Raw genomic sequence first — 25,143 nt, forward strand, 5'->3', positions numbered from 1 at the left:
CATTTATAGAACTTAGCGGACCCTTCTAGCCATGAATAAAAACCTGCGTTTCAGTCATAAAATCCTGCTGGCTGCGTCCCTGATTGTCATAGCCGCGTTCTCACTCTTTGCCTTGTACAACGATTACTTGCAGCGCAATGCCATCCGCAACAACCTCGACAACTACCTGCATGAGATGGGCAGTGTCACCGCCAATACCATTCAAACATGGCTCGGCGGGCGCATTTTGCTGGTCGAAAACCTCGCACAATCGTTGGCCATCAACCCCGAGCCCGCCCAAGCCGCCAGCTTGCTGGAGCAGAAGGCGCTGACCAGCACCTTCATGGCCGATTACTTTGGTGACAACCAGGGCGCATTCACCATTCGCCCTGACAGCAAAATGCCCGACGGTTTCGATCCGCGCACCCGCCCCTGGTACAAGGACGCCGTCAACAGCGCCAGCGCCAGCCTGACCGAACCGTACATTGATGCGGTCACCGGGCAGATGATCATCTCGATTGGCAGCGCCGTGAAAAAATCCGGGCAGACACTGGGCGTGGCCGGTGCTGACCTGAGCCTGCAAACCATCACGGACACCATCAATGCCTTGAACTTTAATGGCCTGGGCTATGCCTTTCTGATCAGTGGCGACGGCAAAGTCCTGGTTCACCCGGACAAAACCCTGGTCACACAGTACCTGAAGGATATTTACCCGCAGGACACGCCGCCCATCAGCAGCGCGTTCAGCGAAATCCAGGCCAACGGCAAAACCCGGATCGTGACCTTTACCCCGGTCAAAGGGCTGGGGAACGTCAACTGGTCAATCGGTCTGTCCGTGGACAAAGAAAAGGCCTTTGCCGCACTGAACACATTCCGGACATCGGCGGTGATTGCCACAGTGATTGCCGTGATTTCGATCATCGCCCTGCTCGGCCTGTTGATCCGCTTGCTGTTGCAGCCCCTGCACGTCATGACCCGCGCCATGCAGAACATTGCCGAAGGTGAAGGCGATTTGACCCGCCGCCTCGACGTAAACTCCAACGACGAGTTCGGCACCCTGGGCAGTGCGTTCAACGACTTTGTAGAGCGCATTCACACCTCCATGCGCGAAGTGTCATCCGCCACCGCGCAGGTTAACGAAGTGGCCCTGCGCGTGGTCAGCGCCTCCAACTCGTCAATGCTCAACTCCGACGAGCAGGCCAGCCGCACCAACAGTGTTGCCGCCGCCATCAACGAACTGGGCGCCGCCGCCCAAGAGATCGCCCGCAACGCCGCCCAGGCCTCACAACAGGCCAGCGACGCCCGCGGCCTGGCGACCGAAGGCCAGCAAGTGGTTGAGCGCAGCATCAGTTCCATGCAGCAACTGTCGCAAATGCTCGGCACGTCCAGTGGCCATATCGAGTCGCTCAACGGCAAGACCGTGAATATTGGGCAGATCCTCGAAGTGATCACCAGCATCTCGCAGCAAACCAACCTGCTGGCCCTCAACGCCGCCATTGAAGCGGCCCGCGCCGGAGAAGCCGGGCGCGGCTTTGCCGTGGTGGCCGATGAGGTGCGCAACCTGGCACACCGCACTCAAGAGTCAGCGCAACAAGTCCAGGCGATGATCGAAGAGTTGCAAGTCAGCGCCCGCGCCTCGGTCAGCACCATGGATGAAAGCCAGCGCCACAGCGAAGACAGCGTCGAAATCGCCAACCTGGCCGGTGAGCGGCTGGTCAGCGTGACCGAACGTATTGGTGAGATTGACGGCATGAACCAGTCCGTGGCGACCGCAACCGAAGAGCAAACCTCGGTGGTTGAGTCGATCAACATGGACATTACCGAGATCAATACGCTGAATCAGGAAGGGATTGAAAACCTGCAATCCACCTTGCGCGCCTGCACCGACCTCGAACAACAGGCCGCTCGCCTCAAGCAATTGGTGGGCAGTTTCCGTCTCTAAGCAATAAATGGCCTTACGGCTTGGGGTCAGCTTCAGCGTCTTGCTGTAGTTGCTCCCAAAGCCTGGCGGCGTCAGGAAAATCAGTGCCATCCTCGGGGCTGAGGGCGTCCGGGTCGTAACGACTCAAACAGCCCTCACCCACCGTGGCCGGGGCGCTGGAGGTAGCCTTGTCGAGTGGATCAGGCATGGCGAATCCTCCAGCGTCCAATCTGTAGAAAATCCGTGGGAGCGGGCTTGCTCGCGATGCAAACGACTCGGTTTGTCAGACGCACCGGGCAGACACTATCGCGAGCAAGCCCGCTCCCACAAAAACCTTCTCGCATCAGAACACGACAGTTTTGTTGCCGTGCACCAGGACGCGGTCTTCGAGGTGATAACGCAGGCCACGGGCCAGCACCATCTTCTCGACGTCACGGCCGAAACGCACCATGTCTTCAATGCTGTCACTGTGACTAACGCGAACCACGTCTTGCTCGATGATCGGACCTGCGTCCAGCTCTTCGGTAACGTAATGGCATGTCGCGCCGATCAGCTTCACACCGCGCATGGACGCTTGGTGATAAGGCTTGGCACCCACAAAAGACGGCAAGAAGCTGTGGTGGATGTTGATGACTTGACCGGCGTATTCGCTGCACAGGTCGGGCGGCAGAATTTGCATGTAACGCGCCAATACCACAACTTCAGCCTCGTGGTGTTTGACCAGACGCGAGACTTCGGCAAACGCAGGCTGCTTGTCTTTCGGGTCAACCGGCACGTGATAAAACGGAATACCGTGCCACTCCACCATACTGCGCAAGTCATTGTGGTTAGAGATAACGCACGAAATATCGCAGTCCAGCTCATCGCTGTGCCAGCGGTGCAGCAAGTCTGCCAGGCAGTGAGATTCACGGCTGGCCATCAATACCACGCGTTTTTTCTGCGCTGTATCGGTAATACGCCACTGCATCGAAAACTCTTCAGCGATCGGGGCAAATGCCTCGCGAAACGCCTCAATACCAAACGGTAAAGAGTCGGCACGAATTTCGTGACGCATAAAGAACCAACCGCTTTGGTCGTCCGAGTGGTGGCTCGCTTCAGTGATCCAGCCATTGTGGGAGGCCAGGAAATTACTGACCTTGGCGACAATGCCGACGCCGTCGGGGCAGGCGATCACCAACCGAAAAGTGCGCATGAGGGGAAAACTCCAAAACTTTACTAAGGCCGCCATTCTAGCGAGTGCGCAGCAAAACTACAGTATTCGTTGAGCCTTATTGCCTGTGCCACGGGGTCGCGGTGCAAAAGCGTCGACGCCAACAGCGCCGTGGCCTGCATTGAATTTATCGATCCGTTGATACTATTTATTAATGACTTTGATTAAGCCTGGGTATCGACCTATTTAACCGGCTACATAGTGCAGACTGACAAAAGTTAATGAATAAAAATTTAAATTAATCTGACATTGGATATTTACTTGCTGAAACTGTCTGACTATTATTGCGCCACTGTCTCCCTGTCACCACTTCAGCATAAGGTAAGCCTCATGTCCTTGATCAACGAATACCGCGCAACAGAAGAAGCCATCAAAGAACTGCAAGCTCGCCTGAAGAACCTGTCGGAAGACGACAAACTTCAAACCGAGCTGGAATTTGAAGGCAAACTGCGTACGCTGATGGGCGAATACCAAAAGTCGCTGCGTGACATCATCGCGCTGCTGGACCCAGAAGCCAAAGCAAGCAAAGCACCACGTGGTGTTGTTAAAACCACCGGCACCAAACGTGCCCGTAAGGTTAAACAATACAAAAACCCGCACAACGGCGAAGTGATTGAAACCAAAGGTGGCAACCACAAAACTCTGAAAGAGTGGAAAGCCAAGTGGGGCAGCGACGTGGTTGAAGGCTGGGCAACTTTGCTCGGCTAAGTGATTGCGAACACCTCGCGTGTTCAGCAACACCCATAAAAAACGCCAGCTTGCTGGCGTTTTTTTATTGCCCGTCATTTAGTCCGTTTCAGTGCCCGGAGTTGCCAGCCCTACTCGCCGGCTCACGTCCTGAGCGTAACGCTGCCATTGCTCCAAGAGCTTCAACTGCGCAGGCGTTGCGCTGCGCGCCAGGCCTTCTACGGCCTCGCTGAACTGGCTCAGGGTCAACGGCGCACCAAAGGCCGGGTCGGTCAAACGCTGTTGGCAAAACTGCTGCCAACGCTCCTGTTCTTGCTCACTCAAGGTCGCTGGAAAGTTTCGCGCGCGGTAACGGAATAATAATTCAGGCAACCGTTCGTCATCAAAAGGCCACGTATCTTTACCCAACTGTTCCGGATCACTTAAGCGTACTTGCTCGCACAACCGGCGGTCGCGATCACCGAGAAAACCGTCATACAGTTGCTGCTCCGGGTCCTCACTGGGAGTGAAGTCTTCGCGGGCATAAATAACATTTAACTTTTGCTGCCAAACTTCCTGGGCCTCTATCAGCACCTGGGCACGTGCTTGATAATCCGCCATGTCCAACTGCAAACGCTGCTGATCCTGCGCACGCACAACAGTTAACGGGGCGACGACCGGACAACGATTAACGTGAATCAGCTTAAGTCCAATGGGTAATTGACCTTCGGCTAATTCTTCGCGCCGCGTATAAAGCAGCGCACGAAGCGATTCAGCCTCCATGTCCATTAAAGGCTGCGGATCAAAATGCAGGTCATAGACAATCAACGCATTACGGTTTTTGGGATGCCAGGCCAAGGGTAAAACCACACCGATATAATGCCGCGCCGCCGAAAAACGCCCCGAGATATGCACCATCGGTTGCAACAATCGAACTTGATCCAGCACCCGCTGTTTAGTTCGCAATTGAAATAACCAGTCATACAGTTTTGGTTGTTTTTCACGGATCAGACGCGCCAATGCAATGGTTGCACGCACATCGGACAGCGCATCGTGTGCCTGGCCGTGATCAATGCCGTTGGCGGCCGTCAAACGTTCAAGCTTGAGCGTCACCCGCCCGTCTTCTTCGGGCCACACAATGCCTTCAGGGCGTAGCGCATACGCCGCACGCACAACATCGATCAAATCCCAACGACTGTTGCCGCCTTGCCATTCACGCGCGTAAGGATCGAAGAAGTTGCGATACAGACTGTAGCGCGTGACTTCGTCATCAAAACGCAAAGTGTTATAGCCCGCCCCGCAGGTGCCTGGCTGCGCCAATTGCGCATGGGTGCGGGTCATGAACTCGGCTTCGCCCAGGCCTTTGTCTTCCAGAACGCCCGGCGTAATACCGGTAACCAGGCAAGCCATGGGGTGCGGCAGGATATCGTCGCTGGGCTGGCAGTACAGATTGAGCGGCTGGTCTATCTCGTTGAGCGCAAAGTCGGTGCGGATCCCGGCAACCTGCACCGCACGATCGTTGCGCGGATTGATGCCGGTGGTTTCGTAGTCGTACCAGAAAATGGAAGTCACGGGGTGTTCCTGAGCAGTATTCCCACTCAGTCTAGGCGTTCAACGCCAGGCAAGACCAGCCCGAAGCCTTAAGGGCAAGCTGCTGGTCTCGTCTGCGCCAGCCCGTCAAGCAGAGGCCTGTCTGGGGTAAAAGCTGAAATAGTGGTGCAGGTCGTCGATCAGCGCGAGGTATTCCTCAGGCGGCTGATAGAGGATAAAACCGGAGTCATAGACGTTGGGCGTGACATCTTCACGGCACCACAGGCACCGGGCAACAAGGTCGATCAAGTGCACCTGGCCATCACTGCCGGGCAGCTTGAAACGCAGTTGAAAGTCGGCCTCGACCAGCAGAGGCAAGTGGCTGATCAACACCAGACCGCCCTCGGAGGCATTGCCCAAATACCCCATGGGCTTGTCCGTGAAGCGATTGAAGACTTTGAGAAAAGATGTCAATTCGTGACGCTGGATGCGGCGCTCAGTAACCATATTGAATTCACTTGTAAAGGCCCGGGGTAACTGCCCGGAAGGCCGCACGCCAAAGGGCTGCCGACCAGGCACTGAGTCTTACGGTGTTGCGTACCGATTCAGATAAAGCATAGTCAATAAATAATCGAGTGATGGCTATGCGCCATCAATTACCGCCAAGATCCCGCCACGCAGGGATTATGGCCCTGTAGCGCGCACTCAACACGCCTCAAATCTTCGCCGGCAGGGCTTGAGCCTGACTGGGGCCAGGAATGAACTTGAGAATACGCAGCGTTTCGATCCGAGCCTTGGCCCGATAGGCGTACTCGCTCTTCGGGAACTCGTTGATGATGTATTGATAGGTCTGGGCGGCATCCAGGTAAAACTTTGTACGCTCAAGACACAGCCCGCGCAACATTGCTGTTTGCGGCCAGATATAAGGACGGCTTCGGCTGTCACGGTCTACCTCTGACAGCTCCAGCATCACCGCTTCACAATTACCACCGTCATACGCCCGGTAGGCATTGTTCAAGTGATGGTTCATTGACCAGCGGGTACAGCCAGCAACACTGCTGACCACCACTAAAATTAGCAAAAAGCGCATGGGCATCTCCTGTTCTCAACAGTGTATCGACCCCGCCGGCAAATTCTTCATAGCCTGTGCACCACAACTTAAGTCGAAAGTAGTGCAGAGGAACAATGACTACAGCCAAAGACCATAGTAGCCTTTGGCAGCGCTTGAACTCAGGAGTCTTTGCATGTCCGTTCGTCGAACTAAAATCGTTGCCACACTTGGCCCTGCCAGCAATTCACCGGAGATGCTTGAACAGCTGATCCTCGCTGGCCTGGACGTCGCCCGTCTGAACTTTTCCCACGGCACTCCCGATGAGCACAAGGCTCGCGCCAAGCTGGTGCGTGACATCGCTGCCAAGCACGGCCGTTTCGTCGCGTTGCTGGGTGACCTGCAAGGCCCGAAAATTCGTATCGCCAAATTCGCCAACAAACGCATCGAACTGAAAATCGGTGATCGTTTCACCTTCTCCACCAGCCACCCGCTGACCGAAGGTACCCAAGAAGTTGTTGGCATCGATTACCCGGATCTGGTCAAGGATTGCGGCGTCGGTGACGAACTGCTGCTCGATGACGGTCGCGTGGTCATGCGCGTTGAAACCGCCACTGCCGATGCTCTGCACTGCGTCGTGTTGATCGGCGGCCCGCTGTCGGACCACAAAGGCATCAACCGCCGTGGTGGTGGCCTGACCGCCCCTGCGCTGACTGAAAAAGACAAGGCTGACATCAAGCTGGCTGCCGAAATGGAAGTCGACTACCTCGCCGTGTCGTTCCCGCGTGACGCCGCTGACATGGAATACGCCCGTCAACTGCGTGACGAAGCCGGCGGTACCGCTTGGCTGGTAGCAAAAATCGAACGCGCTGAAGCAGTAGCCGACGACGAAACCCTCGACGCACTGATCAAAGCCAGTGACGCAGTCATGGTTGCCCGTGGCGACCTGGGCGTTGAAATCGGCGACGCCGAGCTGGTGGGCATCCAGAAAAAAATCATTCTGCACGCACGTCGCCACAACAAGGCGGTGATCGTTGCGACCCAGATGATGGAGTCGATGATCCAGAACCCGATGCCAACGCGTGCCGAAGTGTCCGACGTTGCCAACGCCGTTCTCGACTACACCGACGCCGTGATGTTGTCGGCCGAAAGTGCTGCCGGTGCTTACCCACTGGAAGCCGTGCAGGCCATGGCGCGTATTTGCGTCGGCGCTGAAAAGCACCCGACCAGCAAAACCTCCAGCCACCGCATCGGCAAGACCTTCGAAAGCTGCGACCAGAGCATCGCGCTGGCGGCCATGTACACCGCCAACCACTTCCCTGGCGTTAAAGCGATCATTGCCCTGACTGAAAGCGGTTACACGCCGTTGATCATGTCGCGCATCCGTTCTTCGGTGCCGATCTACGCGTTCTCCCCGCACCGCGAAACCCAGGCCCGTGCGGCCATGTTCCGTGGCGTCTACACCGTACCGTTCGATCCGGCTTCGTTGCCGCCAGAACAAGTCAGCCAGGCCGCTATCGACGAACTGCTCAAGCGCGGCGTCGTAGAGAAAGGTGACTGGGTCATCCTGACCAAGGGCGACAGCTACCACACCATCGGTGGCACCAACGGCATGAAGATCCTGCATGTCGGCGACAAAATGGTGTAAGCCCTAACCGGCCCACACCCAAAGCCCCGCCCGAGCAATCCGGCGGGGCTTTTTTATAACAACCCGCAACGTTCCTGTGTAGGAGCGAGCTTGCCTCGCGATCTTTTGACCTTAAAAGATCGCAGCCTTCGTGCCTCGACAGCGCCTACATCAGCTACGGGTCAAAAAGGCATCGGCCAACAGTTGATTGCGCGAAAGCCCGGCCAAAAACAGCCGTTTGGCAAACGCTTCAACCGTGTCCGGATGGCCGCAGACCAACGCGTGGGTCTGCCGCGCAACCCCACGCAACTGCAACAGATAGTCTGCCAACTCGCTGCGCAGCACCCACTCCAGCGTCAGGTTGGCATGTTCCGCCGCCAATGCTTGCAACTGCGCTCTGAGATAAAACTCGCTGTCATCGCGGGCCACGTGCACCAGCCGGATCGGCCCTTGATGGTCTTGGCGCAGCGCCTCGCGCAGCACGCCAAACAGAGGCGCCAGCCCGGTACCCGCCGCCATTAGCCACAGCGGCTGCTCTTGCCAGTCCGGGTCGTAGCGCAACGCCCCGCCACGCAACTCGCCCAAACGCACGGGATCGCCCACCTTGAACTGCCGGGCCGCATCGGCAAATTCGCCGGGGTGCGCGCAATCGACATGGAACTCCAGAAAGCGGTCCTCATCAGGCAGGCTGGCCAACGAATAAGGCCGGGCGATGCCGCCGGGCGTCCACAGCACCACATGCTGCCCCGCCCGATAGCGCACAGGGCGCTGCGCCCCCAAGCGCAGACGCAACACCGTGGCGCTGAGCCAGTCGACTGCCGCCACCTCGGCAGGCAGGCCGTCGTGTTGCGGGTCAAAGGCTTCTATATGCAGGTCAGCGCTCACTTGGCACTGGCACGCCAGGCGCCAGCCTTGCTCGCGCTGCGCACGGCTCAGCGCCTCGGGCTTGAGGTCATGCGGCTCGCCCTGCACACAACGCACCAGACAGGCATGACAACTGCCCGCCCGGCAACTGTAAGGCACAGACACGCCTGCCTGATTCAAGGCATCCAGCAAATTGCAGCCATCAGCAACTGACCAGCGTTTGTCAGCGACGTGTAACTCGGGCACTTCTGGCCTCCTGTGGGTAATTAGTCTTATAGACGCTAGGGCCGGGCGAGTCGCTTGACCCACCTCAGTGCGCCTAGCCCCCGAAAAGCGAAGGTCCTGCGGCCCTTATCGCAGCCTTCGGCAGCGGCTACAAGTTTTGCCTGCTCAGGTGTAACAAAGACAGGGGCGGGTTATACTGCCGCGCCTTTTTGTACCGGTCATGCGTGCCCGGTACATCTCTCAAGTTGTTTACGACAGACCGAAACACCCAGGTCGCAAACACCTTATTGATTGAATGTTCCCGTCTTATAGAGGAGCGCGACCCATGACCGTTATCAAGCAAGACGATCTGATCCAGAGCGTTGCTGACGCCCTGCAATTCATTTCTTACTACCACCCCGTTGACTTCATTCAGTCCATGCACGAAGCCTACCTGCGCGAAGAATCGCCAGCGGCCCGTGACTCGATGGCGCAAATCCTGATCAACTCGCGCATGTGTGCCACCGGCCACCGCCCGATTTGCCAGGACACCGGCATCGTCACCGTGTTCGTGCGTGTGGGCATGGATGTGCGCTGGACCGGCGCCACCATGAGCCTGGACGACATGATCAACGAAGGCGTGCGTCGCGCTTACAACCTGCCAGAAAACGTCCTGCGTGCATCCATCCTGGCCGACCCGGCCGGTGCTCGCCGCAACACCAAGGACAACACCCCGGCAGTCATCCACTACTCCATCGTCCCGGGCAACACCGTGGAAGTGGACGTGGCGGCCAAGGGCGGCGGTTCCGAGAACAAGTCGAAAATGGCCATGCTCAACCCGTCCGACTCGATCGTTGACTGGGTGCTCAAGACCGTTCCGACCATGGGCGCGGGCTGGTGCCCACCGGGCATGCTCGGCATCGGTATCGGCGGCACGGCTGAAAAGGCGGCAGTGATGGCCAAAGAAGTGTTGATGGAGTCCATCGACATTCATGACCTGATCAAGCGCGGCCCGAGCAACCGTATCGAAGAGATGCGTATCGAGCTGTTCGAGAAGGTCAACCAACTGGGCATCGGCGCCCAGGGCCTGGGCGGTCTGACCACCGTGCTCGACGTTAAAATCATGGACTACCCGACCCACGCCGCTTCCCTGCCGGTGTGCATGATCCCGAACTGCGCGGCCACCCGCCACGCGCACTTCGTGCTCGACGGTTCCGGCCCTGCCGTGCTCGAAGCGCCGCCGCTCGACGCCTACCCGGAAATCGTCTGGGAAGCCGGCCCATCGGCACGCCGTGTCAACCTCGATACCCTGACCCCAGAAGACGTACAAAGCTGGAAGCCGGGCGAGACCGTGTTGCTCAACGGCAAAATGCTCACCGGTCGCGACGCGGCGCACAAGCGCATGGTCGAAATGCTCAACAAGGGTGAAACCTTGCCGGTCGACCTCAAAGGCCGCTTCATCTACTACGTTGGCCCGGTTGATCCGGTAGGCGACGAAGTGGTGGGCCCGGCAGGCCCGACCACCGCTACGCGGATGGACAAATTCACCCGCCAGATCCTCGATCAAACCGGCTTGCTGGGCATGATCGGTAAATCCGAGCGCGGCCCGACTGCCATCGAAGCGATCAAGGAACACAAAGCCGTGTACCTGATGGCCGTGGGCGGTGCAGCCTACCTGGTTGCCCAGGCGATCAAAAAATCGCGCGTGGTGGCGTTTGCCGAACTGGGCATGGAAGCGATCTACGAGTTCGACGTTAAAGACATGCCAGTGACCGTGGCAGTCGACAGCAAAGGCGAGTCGGTGCACATCACCGGCCCGGCGATCTGGCAACAAAAGATCCACGACAGCCTGGCCGTAGAAGTGCAATAAGCACGTCCACGCCAGACACAAAAACGGCCGGGTGAATAACCCGGCCGTTTTTTTATGCGCGCCTCCTTGTGGGAGCGGGCTTGCTCGCGATTCAAGCGATACGGTTTGCCTGATGAACTGCGGCGATGCCATCGCGAGCAAGCCCGCTCCCACAGGTTTTCAACAGTCCAAACCTGCCCTGCGCTTAGAACGCGTTACGGAAGATCTCTTCAATCTGCGCCTGATCAGCCTTGCGCGGGTTAGTGAAGCCGCACGCATCTTTCAGCGCATTGGTGGCCAGGACCGGGATGTCATCCAGTTTGGCGCCCAGGTCACGAAGGCCTGCCGGGATTTCTACGTCCTTGGCCAAGGTACGAATTGCCGCAATGGCCGCCTGCGCGCCCTCTTCCGGGCTCAGGCCGCGCACGTCGGCACCCAGCGCGTGGGCCACATCTGTCAGGCGCTGCGCACAGACATTGGCGTTAAAGGTTTGCACGTGAGGCAGCAACACCGCGTTGCACACACCGTGCGGCAGGTCGTAGTAACCGCCCAACTGGTGCGCCATGGCATGCACAAAACCCAACGACGCGTTGTTGAACGCCATGCCCGCCAGGAACTGCGCATACGCCATGTTTTCACGCGCTACCAGGTCTTTGCCGTCACGCACCGCCTGACGCAGATTGTGGCTGATCAGCTCCATGGCCTTGATTGCACAGGCATCGGTAATCGGCGTGGCCGCCGTCGACACATAGGCTTCAATGGCGTGGGTCAAGGCGTCCATGCCAGTAGCGGCGGTCAGGCCTTTAGGCATCGCTACCATCAATTCAGGGTCATTGACCGACAACAGCGGGGTCACGTTACGGTCGACGATGGCCATTTTTACATGGCGCTCTTCATCGGTAATGATGCAAAAACGCGTCATCTCACTGGCCGTGCCAGCCGTGGTGTTGATCGACACCAGCGGCAGTTGCGGCTTGGCCGACTGATCGACGCCCTCATAGTCACGGATATGCCCACCGTTGGTGGCGCACAGGGCAATGCCCTTGGCGCAGTCATGGGGCGAGCCGCCGCCCAGTGACACCACGAAATCACACGCGTGCTCCTTGAGGACTTTCAAACCGGCTTCGACGTTAGCAATGCTCGGGTTGGGCTTGGCCCCGTCAAAAATCACCGATTGCACGTCCTGCAACGCCAGCTTTTCAGCAATCAACGTCGCCACCCCGGCCTTGGCCAACCCTGCGTCCGTAACGATCAACGCCTTGCGAAAACCATAATTGCGAATCGCGGCCATGGCTTCGTCCAGACAGCCGTTGCCCATGATGTTTACCGCAGGGATGAAAAAGGTGCTGGTCATCGAGAGTCCTCAGCGCGGGCACTGCCCGCAACGCTTGTTGTGTCGGTGAGGGTAGCTTCCTCCAATCAAATGGCGCAGATGTTGACTTGGCTCAACGGTTGGGCGTGATAAAGTCCCGCACCGCCCCAGTATCGAGACACCAATAGACATGACCCCCTTCCAGGAATTTGATGCCGAACTAGAAGACTGGAACACGCTCAGCGCCAGCCAGCCTTGCAGCGGGTTGCTGCTGGGTAACGGCGCGAGCATGGCCGTGTGGCATGACTTTTATTACGACTCATTGTTTGAGAAAGCCAAAAGCGTCAGCGAAAAGCCCCTGAGCCAGACCGAACTCAGCGTGTTTGACGCCTTGGGCACACGCAACTTTGAACACGTGCTCAGCGCCCTGAAAACCGCGAGCAAGGTCAACAAAGCGCTGGCGATCAGCTCGGCCTCGCCGCGCAAACGCTATTACGCGATCAAAGAAGCCCTGATCAACTGCACCCAGGATGTGCACATCCCGTGGCGCTTGATGCAGGCCGACACCTTGCGCTGCTGGCAGCAGGAACTGGCCCGCTACGCCACCGTGTACTGCTCCAACTACGACCTGCTCACCCCATGGGCGGTGATGCATGCGCCCAAGCAATTCAATGACCTGTTCGACACCCCAAGCGCCACCTTTGAGTTGGGCAACGCCCTGGGCAAAGGCAAAGCCACGCGGGTGCTGTACCTGCACGGCGCCATGCACCTGGTAAAAAACCAGGAAGGCAAGGCGCGCAAACTCAACGCAGATGAAGCCACCTTACTCAGCAGCTTTGCGGTCAACCATTCGATCAGCGCCCTGGATGATGTGCCGCTGTTTGTCAGCGAAGGCAGCAGTGATGACAAGCGCAAATCCATTCGCTACTGCGACTACCTGAGCTTTTGCCACGAACAACTGATGGCCCACAAAGACGCGCTATGCCTCTTTGGCCACAGCTTGAGCGAGCAAGACCAGCACCTGATCAACGCCTTGCGTCAGGCGCCGCTGAAAACCCTGTGCATCTCGATCTACCCGCGCAGCGAAGCGTTTATCCGCTTCCAGAAAAACCACTACGCGGCGCTATTTGCCGACAAAAAGCTGACATTGCGCTTCTACAATTCAAAAACTCACCCGCTGGGCTCCAGCAAACATTCAGTCCCGGTAGAGGTGTAACCCCCCACCACAACGGTAGGAGCGAGCTTGCCTCGCGATCTTTTGATCTTTCGCAGCCTTCGTACCTCGGTAGCGACTACAAGATTCAGAGACATCGGTAATAAAACGAGACAAATAGCAATAATTCTCGATACCATTCGCGTCTTATTGCATCGTTTTCCTACAGGGATGTACATGTCTCGCCTTAAACCCGACCCGCTGGCGGCCGAATCCTTTCGCGAGTTCTATACGCAAATTCTGCACTTCCTGCGCAAGCGTACCGACAACGCCAGCGATGCCGCTGACATGACTCAAGATGTGTTCACGCAATGGCTGGGTTATCAGGACCGGGCCAACGTCGAGCAACCGCGGGCGTTTCTGTTCCAGGTGGCGCGCAATCTGCTGCGCGATCACTGGCGTCGGCAGCAGGTACGCCATGAGGCACACAGCGAGCATCTGCAACCGGCAACCGAGCCTTTAAGCGACGAGAGGGATGAGCCCATGGCCGCTGCCCAGCGCCTGCAACGCCTTGAGCAACTCAAAAGCGTACTCGCCGAACTCTCGCCCAGACGCCGCGAAGCCCTTATGCTGCACCGCTTTGAAGGCTTGAGTCAGGCCCAGATAGCCGAACGCATGGGGATCTCCGTCAGCATGGTGGAAAAACACATTGCCTTTGCCTTGTTGCACTGCAAGCAGCATTTACACCGGGATAGCGGCAAGGAACAGCCAAAATGAGCCCTTTTCACACAAGCGACACCGACAGCATCGACGCGCAAGCCGCCCTGTGGTTTACCCGTAACCGTGACGCGCACAACGCCCCGGCAGACCCCGCGTTCAGCACCTGGCACGCGGTCCCGGCGCATGCCCGGGCCTACGCCGAATTCGAAGCCTTGTGGGCCGACCTGGGTGAACTTGAACACCTGAACAAACCCGTGCCGTTGCCCGTCAAAAAACCTTCACGCACCGGTTACGGCTTCGCCGTGGCCACGGCGGCCGCGATTGTATGTGCCCTCTTCGCCCTCAACCTCGGCACGCCGGTGGCGCTTTATCAGCAACCAGTGGCCACGTACCGCGAAGGGGCAAAAACCCTGCTACTGCCCGACGGCAGCACGCTGACCGTCAACGCCAATACCCAGCTGCGAATCGATTTCACCGCTCAGGTGCGCAACATTTACCTGGAACAGGGCCAGCTCTACATCGACGTGGCGCCCAACAAAGAGCATCCGCTGGTGGTGCATGCCGGTGACGCGCAGATCAAAGTGGTGGGCACCGGCTTTGATGTACGTCGCAGCCAGCGCCAACTGGAAGTCAGCGTCGCCCATGGCCAGGTGGCATTTATGCCCGATGCCAAGACCTCGACCTTGCTCGGCGCCCAACAACAAGCCACCTATGACTACGCCAAAGGCACTCTGCAAACGCACACGTTGAATGCCAATGAAGTGGGCAATTGGCGCAGTGGCCACTTGTTCTTTCGCAATCGCGAGTTGGCCAGCCTGGTGGATGAGCTGGATCTGTATCGCCCCGGGGTCATTGAATTGGCGAGCGGGCCGCTCGAACACTACAAGGTCTCGGGCAACCTCAATACCGCCGACCCACTGGCGCTGGTCAAAGCCCTGCCCGCCCTGATCCCGGTGAAAACCGTGCTGCTGGACAGCGGAAAAATCCGTATCGAACCGCGCTAAAAAAACAACTGCGAATATTTTGCATTCGCATATGTGGTTTTTCATGCCTGCCGCGTCTTCCTCCGGTCTGCGTTGCTAACGCACGCCTTTTTTGGCCTTTGTTGCCGCTCTGGGGGATTTCATGTTTCGCGCACCACATCACTTCTCGTATTTGTGCACCCGCCCGACCTTACTCGCCGCGTGCATGACGTTCAGCCTGTATGCCCAAGCCGACTCGATCCAGCTACAACTGCCTGCACAATCGCTGGCCAGTTCGTTGAGTGACATCGCGCAACAAGCGAACATCGCCTTACTGTTCGACGAAGCGCTGCTGCGCAACATCAAAGCACCGGCACTGAGCGGCGACTACAGCCCGCAAGACGCCATCCAGCGACTGCTCAAAGACACCGATTTCAACCTGATTTTGGTGGACAAAACTTACGTGGTGCAGCCCAAAGAGCAAGGCACCACCACCAGCAACAGCCTCGAACTCGGCGCGCTCAGCGTGGTGGGCAGCGGTAACGAGGTCGACTCCAGCAACGTCGGCAAGTCGACCATGACCCAGACCGAAATCAACCGCTACCAGGCCAATAACATCCCGAGCCTGCTGTCCACGTTGCCCGGTATCTACCTCGGCGGCTCGCTCAAACCGGGTGGCCAGACCATCAATATCTGGGGCCTGGGCGAAGCCGAAGACGTGCAACTGACCGTCGACGGTGCGACCAAAAGCGGCTTTGAGCGCTACATGCAAGGCACGATTTTTGTCGAACCCGAGCTGATCAAGCGTCTCGAAGTCGAAAAAGGCCCCCACGACGTACGCACAGGCAATGGCGGCTTTGCCGGTGCGGTGCGCATGATCACCAAAGATGCCCCGGACCTGCTCGAAGACGGCAAAAACACTGGCGGCATGCTCAAGTACGGCTACAGCAGCAACGACCATCAACAGGTGTACAGCGGCGCCGTGTACGGGCGTACCGACGATGGCCGCGCCGATGCGCTGGTGTATTACACCAAGCGCGACGGCGACGACATGAAGCTGGCAGGCCGCATGCCCGACCCGAACAACAACTACCCGGTCAACCCCAAGCGCTTGCCCAATACCGCTCAGGACCTGGACGCGCAACTGCTCAAGGTCAACCTGCACTTCAACGAAGAACACAGCTTGGGAATGACCTACTCCCACGTGAACAATGCGCTGTGGGTGCCCTTCTCGGCGATCAGCTACCCGGCCCCGCCCAGCCAGGCCAACATCGACAAATACGGCTATGACGGCGCCACCCGCAGGTTCTTGTCTAACCGCTCGACCATCGACAACACCTGGACGAGCCAATACAAGTACCAGCCCGTCAACAACCCGCTGATTGATCTGGAAGTGAAGCTCTCGCACTCCAAAACCGAGCAGACCGACAAGCGCGGCGAAAACGCCTTCTTCCAGCCCGCCAGCGGCGGTCGCAAAATGGACACCGCCTACACCGACAACATGCTCCAGATCGAAAACGTCAGCCTGATCCCCACCGGCCCGCTCAACCATGCGGTGACCACCGGCGTGCAAGTGCGCAAGCACCAACGCGACGTCGACATGTGGATGCCGGGCGGGATTTACGAGTCCGAGAAATACAACTACGGCCACTACCAGCCAGGCTTTATGCCCAAGGGCAAAGTCGACACCAACAGTTTTTATGTTCAGGACGCCATTACCTGGGGCGACTTCACCCTGACCCCGTCGCTGCGTTACGACCATGTACGCAACCGTGGCCAGGAAAACGACGCGCCCCTGTATAACCAGGCCGAACTGGGCCACGACTACAGCAACCAGACCTACACCGGTTGGTCGCCGCGGCTGTCAGCCTTCTGGAAAGTCACCCCCAATACCGCCTTGTTTGTCGATTACAGCAAAACCTGGCGTGCGCCGGTGATTGATGAGCAGTATGAAGTTCAAGGCACGGGCAACCGCACCACCACCAGCCTGGACCTGGACCCGGAGCGCATCACCGGCTGGCGTGCAGGCAACATCACCAACTTCGATCATATTTTTAGCGACAGCGACCATGCGCTGATCCGCACCACGTTGTTCCGCAACAAAATCGACAACGAAATCTTCAAGGCCACTGGCGTAGGTTGTGCCCAACAAACCACCGCAGGCGGCATGTCCAAGGAATGTGCAGGCATGCTGCCCATGTCCAACTACCGCAACATCGGCAGCGTGACCATCAAGGGCTTTGAAGTTGAGAGCTTTTACGATTCGACCTACGTTTTTGGATCGCTGTCATACGCCTGGATGACCGGCAAACACGAAGGTGCTTACACCAACCCGTGGGGGCCTGATGTGTGGGCGCGGGACATTCCGGCACCTAAATGGATTGCGGTGCTAGGCACCAAAATCCCGAGCCTCGATGCTCGCGTGGGCTGGAAAGGTGAATTCGTGCGCAAGACCGACCGCCTGCCAAGCGACAAATACGGCCCTGGCCCGTTGACCGCTGTGGGGGACAGCTACTACAACCAATACGCCAACGACGACTACAACGTGCAGGGCCTGTTCGCTGAGTGGAAACCCCAGCAACCGTACCTCAAAGGCACCGAAGTCAACTTCACCCTGGACAACATGTTCAACAAAAGCTATCGCCCGATGCTCAGCGGCGCCAACGCCTACAGCCAGGGCCGCAACGCCAAAATCAGCATCACGCGGTTCTTCTGAGCCATCCCGACCTCGCGATCTTTTGATCGTTAAAAGATCGCGAGGCAAGCTCGCTCCTACAGACCTGTCGATGTCCCCCAACCTGTAGTCGTTGACGAGCCTGCGAGGCTACGTCAAAACCAACCACCCCGACTTTCTACGCATGCCCGCTGCTACGCGGCACCACTGTCAATTCCGGGGCTTGTACCCGGCGTTGGCTCAAATAGCGCGTGCAACTGACCCGCAAGAACGAGGCGAAATTGACCACTTCGCCGCGATAATCCATCACTTCTTCATACAGCTTGGCCACCAATTGGTTGGTGGTCAGGCCATCCGCTTCTGCGATTTCGGTGAGGATGTCCCAAAACTGGTTTTCCAGGCGCAAGGTGGTGACCACGCCACAGATACGCAATGAGCGCGAGCGCGATTCATACAAGATCGGGTCGGCTTTTACATAGAGCTCACACATGGTCACGCCCTCTTCTTACAAAGTGATCCGGGTGCCCAACAACCCCAGGAAAGCCGCCAGCCAGGTCGGATGCGCAGGCCAGGCCGGTGCCGTGGCCAGATTGCCCTGCACATGGGCCTTGGTCACGTCGATATCAATGTAAGTCCCGCCCGCCAGACGCACTTCTGGCGCGCAGGCCGGGTAGGCGCTGCATTCACGGTCTTTGAGCGTGCCTGCGGCAGCGAGCAATTGCGCACCATGGCAGACCGCAGCAATCGGTTTGCCCGCCTTGTCGAAATCGCGCACCAGCTCCAGAACCTTTTCGTTCAAGCGCAGATACTCCGGCGCACGGCCGCCCGGTATCACCAGCGCGTCATAGTCGCTGGCCTTGACCTTGTCGAAATCAAAATTCAGGGCAAACAGATGGCCGGGCTTTTCGCTGTAAGTCTGGTCGCCCTCGAAATCATGGATTGCGGTGCGCACGGTTTGGCCAGCTGTTTTACCGGGGCATACGGCATGCACCTGGTGACCGACCATCAACAGCGCCTGAAACGGCACCATGACTTCGTAGTCTTCGACGTAATCGCCAGCCAGAATCAGAATTTTCTTTGCCGCCATGGTGCGTGCTCCTTACAGGTAAGACCTTGGGCCAATAAGAGTAGCCAAGGTAAACCCTATGCGCCTGCACGGGTAATAGCCAACTACTACGTACCCGAGCGGGCGCTTCGCGCACGCTTACTTCAACAAGCCATCAGCCTGAAGCAAGGTTTCAAGGCAGTGCTCTTGAATGTGGTAGAACGCCTTGAGTTCCTGAATTTTCACCAACAACTGCGCCGGGTCTTGAGGTTCGGCACGTTTGACCGCGAGGATCATTTTGTTTTTGTTGGTGTGTTCCAGCGAGATGAACTCAAACACCTTGGTTTCATAGCCGCAGGCTTCGAGGAACAACGCACGCAGGCTGTCGGTGACCATTTCGGCCTGTTGGCCCAGGTGCAAGCCGTATTGCAGCATCGGCTTGAGCAGTGCCGGGCTCTGGATTTGCAGGCGAATCTGCTTGTGGCAGCACGGCGAACACATGATGATCGCGGCCCCGGAACGGATGCCCATGTGAATCGCATAGTCGGTGGCAATGTCACAGGCATGCAGGGCGATCATCACGTCAATCGGGGTCGGCGCAAAACTGCGCACGTCGCCGTGCTGGAAGCTCAGGCCCGGATGCTCCAGACGCTGGGCAGCGTTGTTGCACAGCGTGACCATGTCTTCGCGCAATTCAACGCCGGTGACAAGGCCTTCAGCTTGCAGGCTGTGACGCAGGTAGTCGTGGATGGCAAACGTCAGGTAACCCTTGCCCGAACCGAAATCCACCACCTTGACCGGCTGATCAAGCTTGAGCGGCGAGCTGCTCAAGGCGTGGGAAAACACCTCAATAAACTTGTTGATCTGCTTCCATTTGCGCGACATCGCCGGGATCAGCTCTTGCTGCTTGTTGGTGACGCCAAGGTCCGCAAGAAAGGGCCGCGTCAGGTCCAGAAAGCGATTTTTCTCACGGTTATGCTCAGCCGACGGCACTTCTCGCGCTTGTTGGCTTTTGCCTTTAAACAGCGAGCTTTTGCCTTTTTTGCTGTATTCCAGCTGCACTTCGTCGGTCAGCGTCAGCAGATGCGCGTTTTTGAACGCTTCGGGCAACAGACCGGCAATCGTTGCAACGGCCTCGTCGAGTGCAAAGTTCTTGGTGATGTCACGGGTTTTGTAGCGGTACACAAACGACAGGCAAGGCTGATCCTTGACTGTGACCTGCTTGATGATGACCCGCTGCAACTCGGCCTCCGGGCCGACATATTTGGCCAGCACCAGTTTGATAAACGAGTTTTGCGCCAGGCCGGTTTCCAGCAGGTTCAAAAATTGCGCACGATGATCCGGCACAGACGGGGCGGTGGTAGCAGTCACTGACATTTAAAAAGGTGCCTCGAGGGGTGCAGAAGAGGAATTCGCAATGGCCGCCATTTTAGGCGTGTTGACGGCCGGGGGCACGGGGTTATTTCGCAATCCGGGCCGTGCATAGCTATGTACCGCGTCTGTGCCCCGGCCATTGCGTTAAATCAAGGCCTCGATCTTCGCCGGATGAGTTCCGGCGCAGAAGCCCTGTTTTTTGATCCCTGACGCAATGGCACCTCATGAAAACACTCTCATCGACACCCGATTTCCTGGCGCGTTTTGTCGCCCTTGGCAGCTTCCCTCAAGACCAGTTTTTACCGCGCCCAACCTTTAAAAACGTGGTCGCCGAAGCCTTCAAGCAGGCCATGCTGGAGGCATACCCCGGGCTCAAGGCCGATGTGTCACACGCGCACATTAGCGAGTCACTGCCCTCGGCCGATGCTCAACCCGCCCCGGCACCCGATCCACCCAGCACCTGGCGATTGATTGCGCCATCGACCCTGCTGATTCAAGGTTTTATCGATCAGCGCACACTCAACCTGTCAGCGGACAGACACCGCCTCACCATTGATCAGAAAGTCGAAAATCCCGCGCCCTTGAGCGTGAGCATGGCAACCCTTGAGAAGCTGCTCAATGAGTGGGCCCCTCAGGTGATCGATGTTTTCGCCCAAGCCTTGATCCATTTCTGGAGCACCCCCTCACCCGCCGGTGTCAGCCCCTGGCTATGGTTGAGCCGGGTGCTGCAAGTCGGCTTGAGCGCCACCCACAACGACACCCATCGCCAGCCCGCATTGACTCAGGAACAGTCAGCCGGGCTGGGCGCCTTGTCAGGCTTCGCGGACAAAGAGCAGCGATTGAAGCTCACGATGGAAACCCCGCTGCACGCTTATCTGGTCAACATCGACACCACCGATGCCCAAGGCCCGCGGCGCTTGCAGATCCCGGGGCTGGCACTGATTACCCGCAGCATCGGTGAGCGCCTGATCGTCATGGCCTGGTCACTGGCCGACGGCATAGAGCTGTTTGATTCACTGCAAGACTTCGCCCAGACACTGCCCCGGCGCATACCGGGCCTGGCAGATGACAGCCCGGTGGTCTGGAGCGCGTATGAGCCCGAAGGCCATTTTTTTCAGGCATTGGCCCAAACCCTGCTCGACAAAACCCTGCGCACGCTCACTGCCTTGGGCCAAACCGCCCGGGCTGAACGCTGGAGCGCAGCCCGGCTGGCATTGGCGCTGGATGAAGAGGCGTTGATGTTTCATTTTTTCAGCGCCCAAGAATCCAAAGATTTTGAGCAACTGGTCAGCAAACTCCCTCAATGGTTGACCACCGCTGCACGCGCAGACATTCGCGCCTACAGCCGCCTGCTGGCCAATCAAGTGGCGCAACAACAGAGTGCAGAGGGCAAAACCTTCCTCGATGACATTCCCACGCTGCTGGATTTCGCTCTGCAAACCCTCAATGCCCGAATGCAGCAAGATCACCCGGACGACCCGGTGGACGCGGCCCGGATCGACATCCACGACATTGCCATCCAGGACCTGCAAATGGCCTGGCTGACAGAAGACGTCATGCCCCTGACCGAGTTTTCACTGACCTACGTAGGCGGTAAACCGGCGGCGTTTATCCAGGTTAAAGAGCGCAGCGGCCTGCCTCTGCCCACTTGGCTGAACGCCAGCTATATAAAAAATTTGCTGGAAGAAATCGACATCGGCTCGCTGTACATCAGCCTGCTTAAAGCCAATCTGGTGGACGATGCCGAGCAAGTGACGAAGCGCAAGGCGCTGTTCAAGTCCCAGTTGCAGGCGCAACTGCCACTGCTGGCGCTGGAGCATAAAATCCGCGACAGGTTCGGCTTCACCGAGGCGGGCTGGCAGCTCGTCGCACGCCTGATGAAGTCTAATGCCGTGCCCCTGAATAATCAGGACTGCATTCGGCCACTGGCTTTCACCTTATATGACGGCGCCTCCGCCAACATCGTCGGCAACATGTTTGTGCTCGGCCCCAGAGACCTGAGCAGCGGGCCTTTAGTGCTCTACCGCCCTTTCGCCACTGATTCACTGCTCGAATTTGCTGACAGCAAAGCCCTGATGAAGGCTATACGGCAACCCGGCGAACTTCAGGACCTGGTCGTGGCCTGGCTGCCCGATTCGGTGCGCAGTTATTACGCCGAGGGTGGCTTTGAACGCCCGCACCTCGAAAGCGTGGTCAATGCCGGGTTGCTGGCGCTGCTGCCCATAAGCCCGGCCCAACTGGCGGATCTGATCATCAAGGACGATGCGCTGGCGTATGCTTTCGACAGCCACGTAGAGGCCCTGATCACGCTGTCGGATAAACAGACTGTGTCCAGTTCCGAGCGGCGCTGGATTCTGTTCAAGCGCTACGCCTGGATGCTGTTCAACGGCCTGACCTTTTTTGTCAGCGGCCCGTTGCAAAAAGCCGCCTGGGTTTTCCAGACCCTGGTCAGCATCGACGAAACGCTGCAAGCCCGAATCGAAAGCGACCCCGAGGCGGCCAAACAAAGCGTGATCAGCCTGCTGCTCAATCTGAGCCAGGCGCTGCTATACGAAGGGCTGAGTTTTCACGCAGCCCTCAATGTGCACTCACGCCTGCAAGCGCCTCCCGACCTGCCCATGCCAGCACCGCTGGAGCTGCCCGCTCATTCCGCCCCAAAACTCCCGGCAGCCAGTACGCCGACACAGGCCGTGAGCCGTAAAACCGGCCCGGACCCGGATGTTCAGGCCGCCAGGGCCTACTCAACACTGGATTTTTCGTGGTTCAACGGCCAACCCCGCCCATCACCCCGTCAGCGGGCAGCTCTGGACACCTTCATCACTGATCTCGATGTGAGCAGCGGCACGCCCATTGAAGTCGGGCCGTTAAAAGGCCTGATCAACTTTCAGGGCAACACATACGCCGTCATCGATAAAAAAACCTATCGCATCAGCCGTCAGGATGATGGCGTAGTTATTCAGGACGCCAAACAACCGACCCGTTTGGGGCCCTGGTTGATGAGCGATGACACCGGCCATTGGGACTTCGACCTGCGTCTGAGGCTGCGCGGTGGCGGGCCTAAAAAGCGCATTGCACAAATGCGCGAAGAAAAAAAGCAGGCGCTGACACAGTTAGTCGCCGAAGAAGCCCGGTTGATGACTGAAAAGCTGGCCCGTGATCGAGTACTGACGCTCACCGAAACACTCATGGCGGCGCCCAGCGGGCGCGAAGCAACCTTCTTCGAGCGTTATGAAACAGAATTTACTCAATGGAGCATCAGTGCCCGCGCATTGATCAAAACCGTGCAAAAGATGAACGATATAACCCCCGTTCCCTCCTTTGAGGCAAAAATGCAGGCGTTGTGGGCAGAACTGACCCTCAAACTATTCAAAATGCAAAACCACCTTGAAGAGCAGCGCAAGGATCTGCCCCTCACAGCGTTCAGTGCAGAATTCAAAATCCGCCTGAGCATTGCCATAAACCAATTGGGTGCCGACAATCAGCAGCCTTACCTCGAACTCGTCGAACACCTTAAAAAAGCTGAAGTGCTCGAACGCAAAGCGTTTGATATCGCATTAATGGAATCTGAAGGGATTCTGGAGACCAGCAAGTTGCCCATACCGCGCGACTCACCGCTGGCAGACCTGTTCCTTAAAAAAGATAAACATTTTTTCGACCGCCACTGGGCAGTCATCTATATGGAAACGCTGCAGGAACTGGTCTTGAACCGGGCGGCCAGCGACCTCAACGCCGAAGAACTGCACGCTTTCAACCACCTCAACACCGATGTCTTCGTCAATATGGGCTGGTCGCAGTTAAGACTGCGCCTCCAGGAAGGGCAGATCGGTGTCGAGCACATTGAATTTTACGAGTCGGCCATCACCCTCTACCAGGGTTTAACAGCCACCTGCGAAAACTTGATCACTCTCAAATCGGAACATTTTCGCAATGAATACCTGCCCTCTTTACTGGCAGCCATCAAACCGTTGCAGTCGTTTGCCGAAATGCAATTGTCGAAGGTGATATGGGAGTCAGAAAGCTCAAGCTCCGAGTCTGATGAGCCGCAGCCCGGCCCCAGCTGGAAAACAGCGCTGCCGCCCGCTAAAACAAAGACCGGCGCGCCCCGACAAAAAGTCTTCAAGACCACCGACAAACAAGTTCTGGTGGGCGTGGTCCGTAATCGCAGCCCTGACGACCCCACTGAAATTGTCGATGTGGTGGATGCCTTCAGCCAGATGAAAGTCAGTTCTTACCGGCGTGGTGCGAGCGATGAATGGGAGCAAATCGAAAACCTCAGGCCCGCCACCCCCACTGTGGTATCCCATGCCAAATCCCTTGCCAGGCTGGAGGCCGATGCCGTCAAACTGCTGGGCAGGGTCGAGGCCAGCATTCAACAGACACGCGCCTTCGCCAAAACGTCGAAAATCCCGGTAGAAATCGAAGAAATACTGGAGTTCAAAAGCCAGTCCCTGGACGAAACGGCCAGGCAAATGCAAGTTCTACTCGCCGCTGAAGGCCCGGACGTCGAACCTCTGACACGCAGTCAAAGGGGCATCGCCAATGGGTTGATCGCTCAGCTAGAGCTCAATTCAGTGCGGTTGCGCGCGGAAGGTAAACGCCTGCGAATCAGCCTGATTACCGACTTGCCCCCCACCGCGGCGAATATCGACTACCTCAAGACCCATGACCAGGTGGAGATTGTGCGACTGGGCAAACGTCGCCCGATGAGCGGACCAAGAAAGGATTACGTGCAGGAATATGAGGTCCGCAGTCGCGATGGCAAAGCATTGTGGTACGCGCACTTTCATTACAGCTCGCCGGATGCAGCACCCGCAGCCTTTACCGCCGCACACTTGAAAACAGAGGCGCATCGGTTCATGAGTGCTCAGGCCTTGTATGCCCAAGCGGGCTCAACCACCGATGTGATTCAGATTTACCGCAGCAAGATCACCCTGGCGCTTGCAGAAAAACTGTTCCTGGCAGTCCAGTCAGTGTGATGAAGGCGCCGTACAGGCGCCTTCACACG

At 57.7% G+C, this 25,143-nt stretch carries 19 protein-coding genes and 1 pseudogene; 10 read left to right on the forward strand and 10 right to left on the reverse strand.

Translation table 11 applies throughout. The features are described from left to right. Positions 1–31: 31 nt before the first annotated feature. Together TU84_RS26760 and TU84_RS26765 are read left to right on the forward strand one after the other, a co-directional pair. Positions 32–1,063, forward strand: a pseudogene (locus TU84_RS26760) (cache domain-containing protein); the annotation flags it as partial. Between the two features lie 93 nt (positions 1,064–1,156). Further along, positions 1,157–1,921, forward strand: coding sequence for a methyl-accepting chemotaxis protein (locus TU84_RS26765; RefSeq protein WP_371928888.1), 765 nt, complete (start codon positions 1,157–1,159; stop codon positions 1,919–1,921). Between the two features lie 13 nt (positions 1,922–1,934). On the opposite strand, the gene TU84_RS26305 is transcribed toward TU84_RS26765, so the two are convergent. Next, positions 1,935–2,108, reverse strand: a complete 174-nt coding sequence (locus TU84_RS26305) for a hypothetical protein (RefSeq protein ID WP_164488146.1) — start codon at positions 2,106–2,108, stop codon at positions 1,935–1,937. Between the two features lie 135 nt (positions 2,109–2,243). After that, entirely contained in the window at positions 2,244–3,092 is an 849-nt protein-coding gene (gene purU / locus TU84_RS15990; RefSeq protein WP_048370599.1) for a formyltetrahydrofolate deformylase, read from the reverse strand. Positions 3,093–3,440: 348 nt separating this feature from the next. Here purU and mvaT point away from each other — a divergent pair, with 348 nt between their 5' ends. After that, the gene (gene mvaT, locus TU84_RS15995) at positions 3,441–3,818 is read left to right on the forward strand and encodes a histone-like nucleoid-structuring protein MvaT (protein ID WP_048370601.1); all 378 of its coding nucleotides are present in this window, start codon (positions 3,441–3,443) and stop codon (positions 3,816–3,818) included. Positions 3,819–3,896: 78 nt separating this feature from the next. On the opposite strand, the gene sbcB is transcribed toward mvaT, so the two are convergent. From sbcB to TU84_RS16010, 3 genes are all read right to left on the reverse strand, one after another. Continuing rightward, positions 3,897–5,348, reverse strand: coding sequence for an exodeoxyribonuclease I (sbcB, locus tag TU84_RS16000; RefSeq protein ID WP_048370602.1), 1,452 nt, complete (start codon positions 5,346–5,348; stop codon positions 3,897–3,899). Between the two features lie 105 nt (positions 5,349–5,453). Next, entirely contained in the window at positions 5,454–5,813 is a 360-nt protein-coding gene (locus tag TU84_RS16005; RefSeq protein WP_048370604.1) for a PilZ domain-containing protein, read from the reverse strand. A gap of 208 nt (positions 5,814–6,021) precedes the next feature. Continuing rightward, positions 6,022–6,396 carry a tetratricopeptide repeat protein gene (locus TU84_RS16010; protein ID WP_048370606.1) on the reverse strand — a complete coding sequence of 125 codons (375 nt, stop codon included), beginning with the start codon at positions 6,394–6,396 and terminating at the stop codon, positions 6,022–6,024. A 154-nt stretch (positions 6,397–6,550) separates the two neighbouring features. On the opposite strand from TU84_RS16010, the gene pyk reads away from it, so the two are divergent. Further along, positions 6,551–8,002: a pyruvate kinase gene (pyk, locus tag TU84_RS16015; protein ID WP_048370609.1), complete on the forward strand. Its 1,452-nt coding sequence runs from the start codon at positions 6,551–6,553 to the stop codon at positions 8,000–8,002. A 150-nt stretch (positions 8,003–8,152) separates the two neighbouring features. Here the strand turns inward: pyk and TU84_RS16020 are convergent, their stop codons facing one another. Beyond that, positions 8,153–9,091: an iron-sulfur-binding ferredoxin reductase gene (locus TU84_RS16020; RefSeq protein WP_048370611.1), complete on the reverse strand. Its 939-nt coding sequence runs from the start codon at positions 9,089–9,091 to the stop codon at positions 8,153–8,155. Positions 9,092–9,395: 304 nt separating this feature from the next. Between TU84_RS16020 and TU84_RS16025 the strand changes: the two genes are divergently transcribed. Beyond that, positions 9,396–10,919 (forward strand): fumarate hydratase, encoded by a 1,524-nt coding sequence (locus TU84_RS16025; protein WP_048370613.1) that lies wholly within the window; start codon positions 9,396–9,398, stop codon positions 10,917–10,919. Positions 10,920–11,103: 184 nt separating this feature from the next. Here the strand turns inward: TU84_RS16025 and yiaY are convergent, their stop codons facing one another. Continuing rightward, positions 11,104–12,252: an L-threonine dehydrogenase gene (gene yiaY, locus TU84_RS16030; protein ID WP_048370615.1), complete on the reverse strand. Its 1,149-nt coding sequence runs from the start codon at positions 12,250–12,252 to the stop codon at positions 11,104–11,106. A gap of 148 nt (positions 12,253–12,400) precedes the next feature. Between yiaY and TU84_RS16035 the strand changes: the two genes are divergently transcribed. The 4 genes from TU84_RS16035 (at position 12,401) to TU84_RS16050 (ending at position 17,761) form a co-directional block, all read left to right on the forward strand. Continuing rightward, entirely contained in the window at positions 12,401–13,426 is a 1,026-nt protein-coding gene (locus tag TU84_RS16035; RefSeq protein ID WP_048370616.1) for a DUF4917 family protein, read from the forward strand. 174 nt (positions 13,427–13,600) lie between these two features. Then, the gene (locus tag TU84_RS16040; RefSeq protein ID WP_048370618.1) at positions 13,601–14,140 is read left to right on the forward strand and encodes an RNA polymerase sigma factor; all 540 of its coding nucleotides are present in this window, start codon (positions 13,601–13,603) and stop codon (positions 14,138–14,140) included. Next, positions 14,137–15,087 carry a FecR family protein gene (locus TU84_RS16045; RefSeq protein WP_048370619.1) on the forward strand — a complete coding sequence of 317 codons (951 nt, stop codon included), beginning with the start codon at positions 14,137–14,139 and terminating at the stop codon, positions 15,085–15,087. Before TU84_RS16040 ends, TU84_RS16045 begins: the two co-directional genes overlap by 4 nt. Positions 15,088–15,208: 121 nt before the next feature. Continuing rightward, complete coding sequence (locus TU84_RS16050) at positions 15,209–17,761, forward strand: TonB-dependent receptor (RefSeq protein ID WP_048370620.1); 2,553 nt, start codon at positions 15,209–15,211, stop codon at positions 17,759–17,761. A 136-nt stretch (positions 17,762–17,897) separates the two neighbouring features. Here the strand turns inward: TU84_RS16050 and TU84_RS16055 are convergent, their stop codons facing one another. From TU84_RS16055 to TU84_RS16065, 3 genes are all read right to left on the reverse strand, one after another. Beyond that, a complete protein-coding gene (locus TU84_RS16055) occupies positions 17,898–18,209 on the reverse strand; it encodes a ribbon-helix-helix domain-containing protein (RefSeq protein ID WP_048370622.1) in 312 nt (103 codons plus the stop codon). A gap of 15 nt (positions 18,210–18,224) precedes the next feature. Further along, the gene (locus TU84_RS16060) at positions 18,225–18,806 is read right to left on the reverse strand and encodes a DJ-1/PfpI family protein (RefSeq protein WP_048370625.1); all 582 of its coding nucleotides are present in this window, start codon (positions 18,804–18,806) and stop codon (positions 18,225–18,227) included. 117 nt (positions 18,807–18,923) lie between these two features. Next, entirely contained in the window at positions 18,924–20,141 is a 1,218-nt protein-coding gene (locus TU84_RS16065) for a class I SAM-dependent methyltransferase (RefSeq protein ID WP_048370627.1), read from the reverse strand. Positions 20,142–20,362: 221 nt separating this feature from the next. On the opposite strand from TU84_RS16065, the gene TU84_RS16070 reads away from it, so the two are divergent. Next, positions 20,363–25,114 (forward strand): dermonecrotic toxin domain-containing protein, encoded by a 4,752-nt coding sequence (locus TU84_RS16070; protein ID WP_048370629.1) that lies wholly within the window; start codon positions 20,363–20,365, stop codon positions 25,112–25,114. Positions 25,115–25,143 lie beyond the last annotated feature (29 nt).

It is taken from the genome of Pseudomonas helleri (assembly GCF_001043025.1).
Taxonomy (GTDB): Bacteria; Pseudomonadota; Gammaproteobacteria; order Pseudomonadales; family Pseudomonadaceae; genus Aquipseudomonas; species Aquipseudomonas helleri.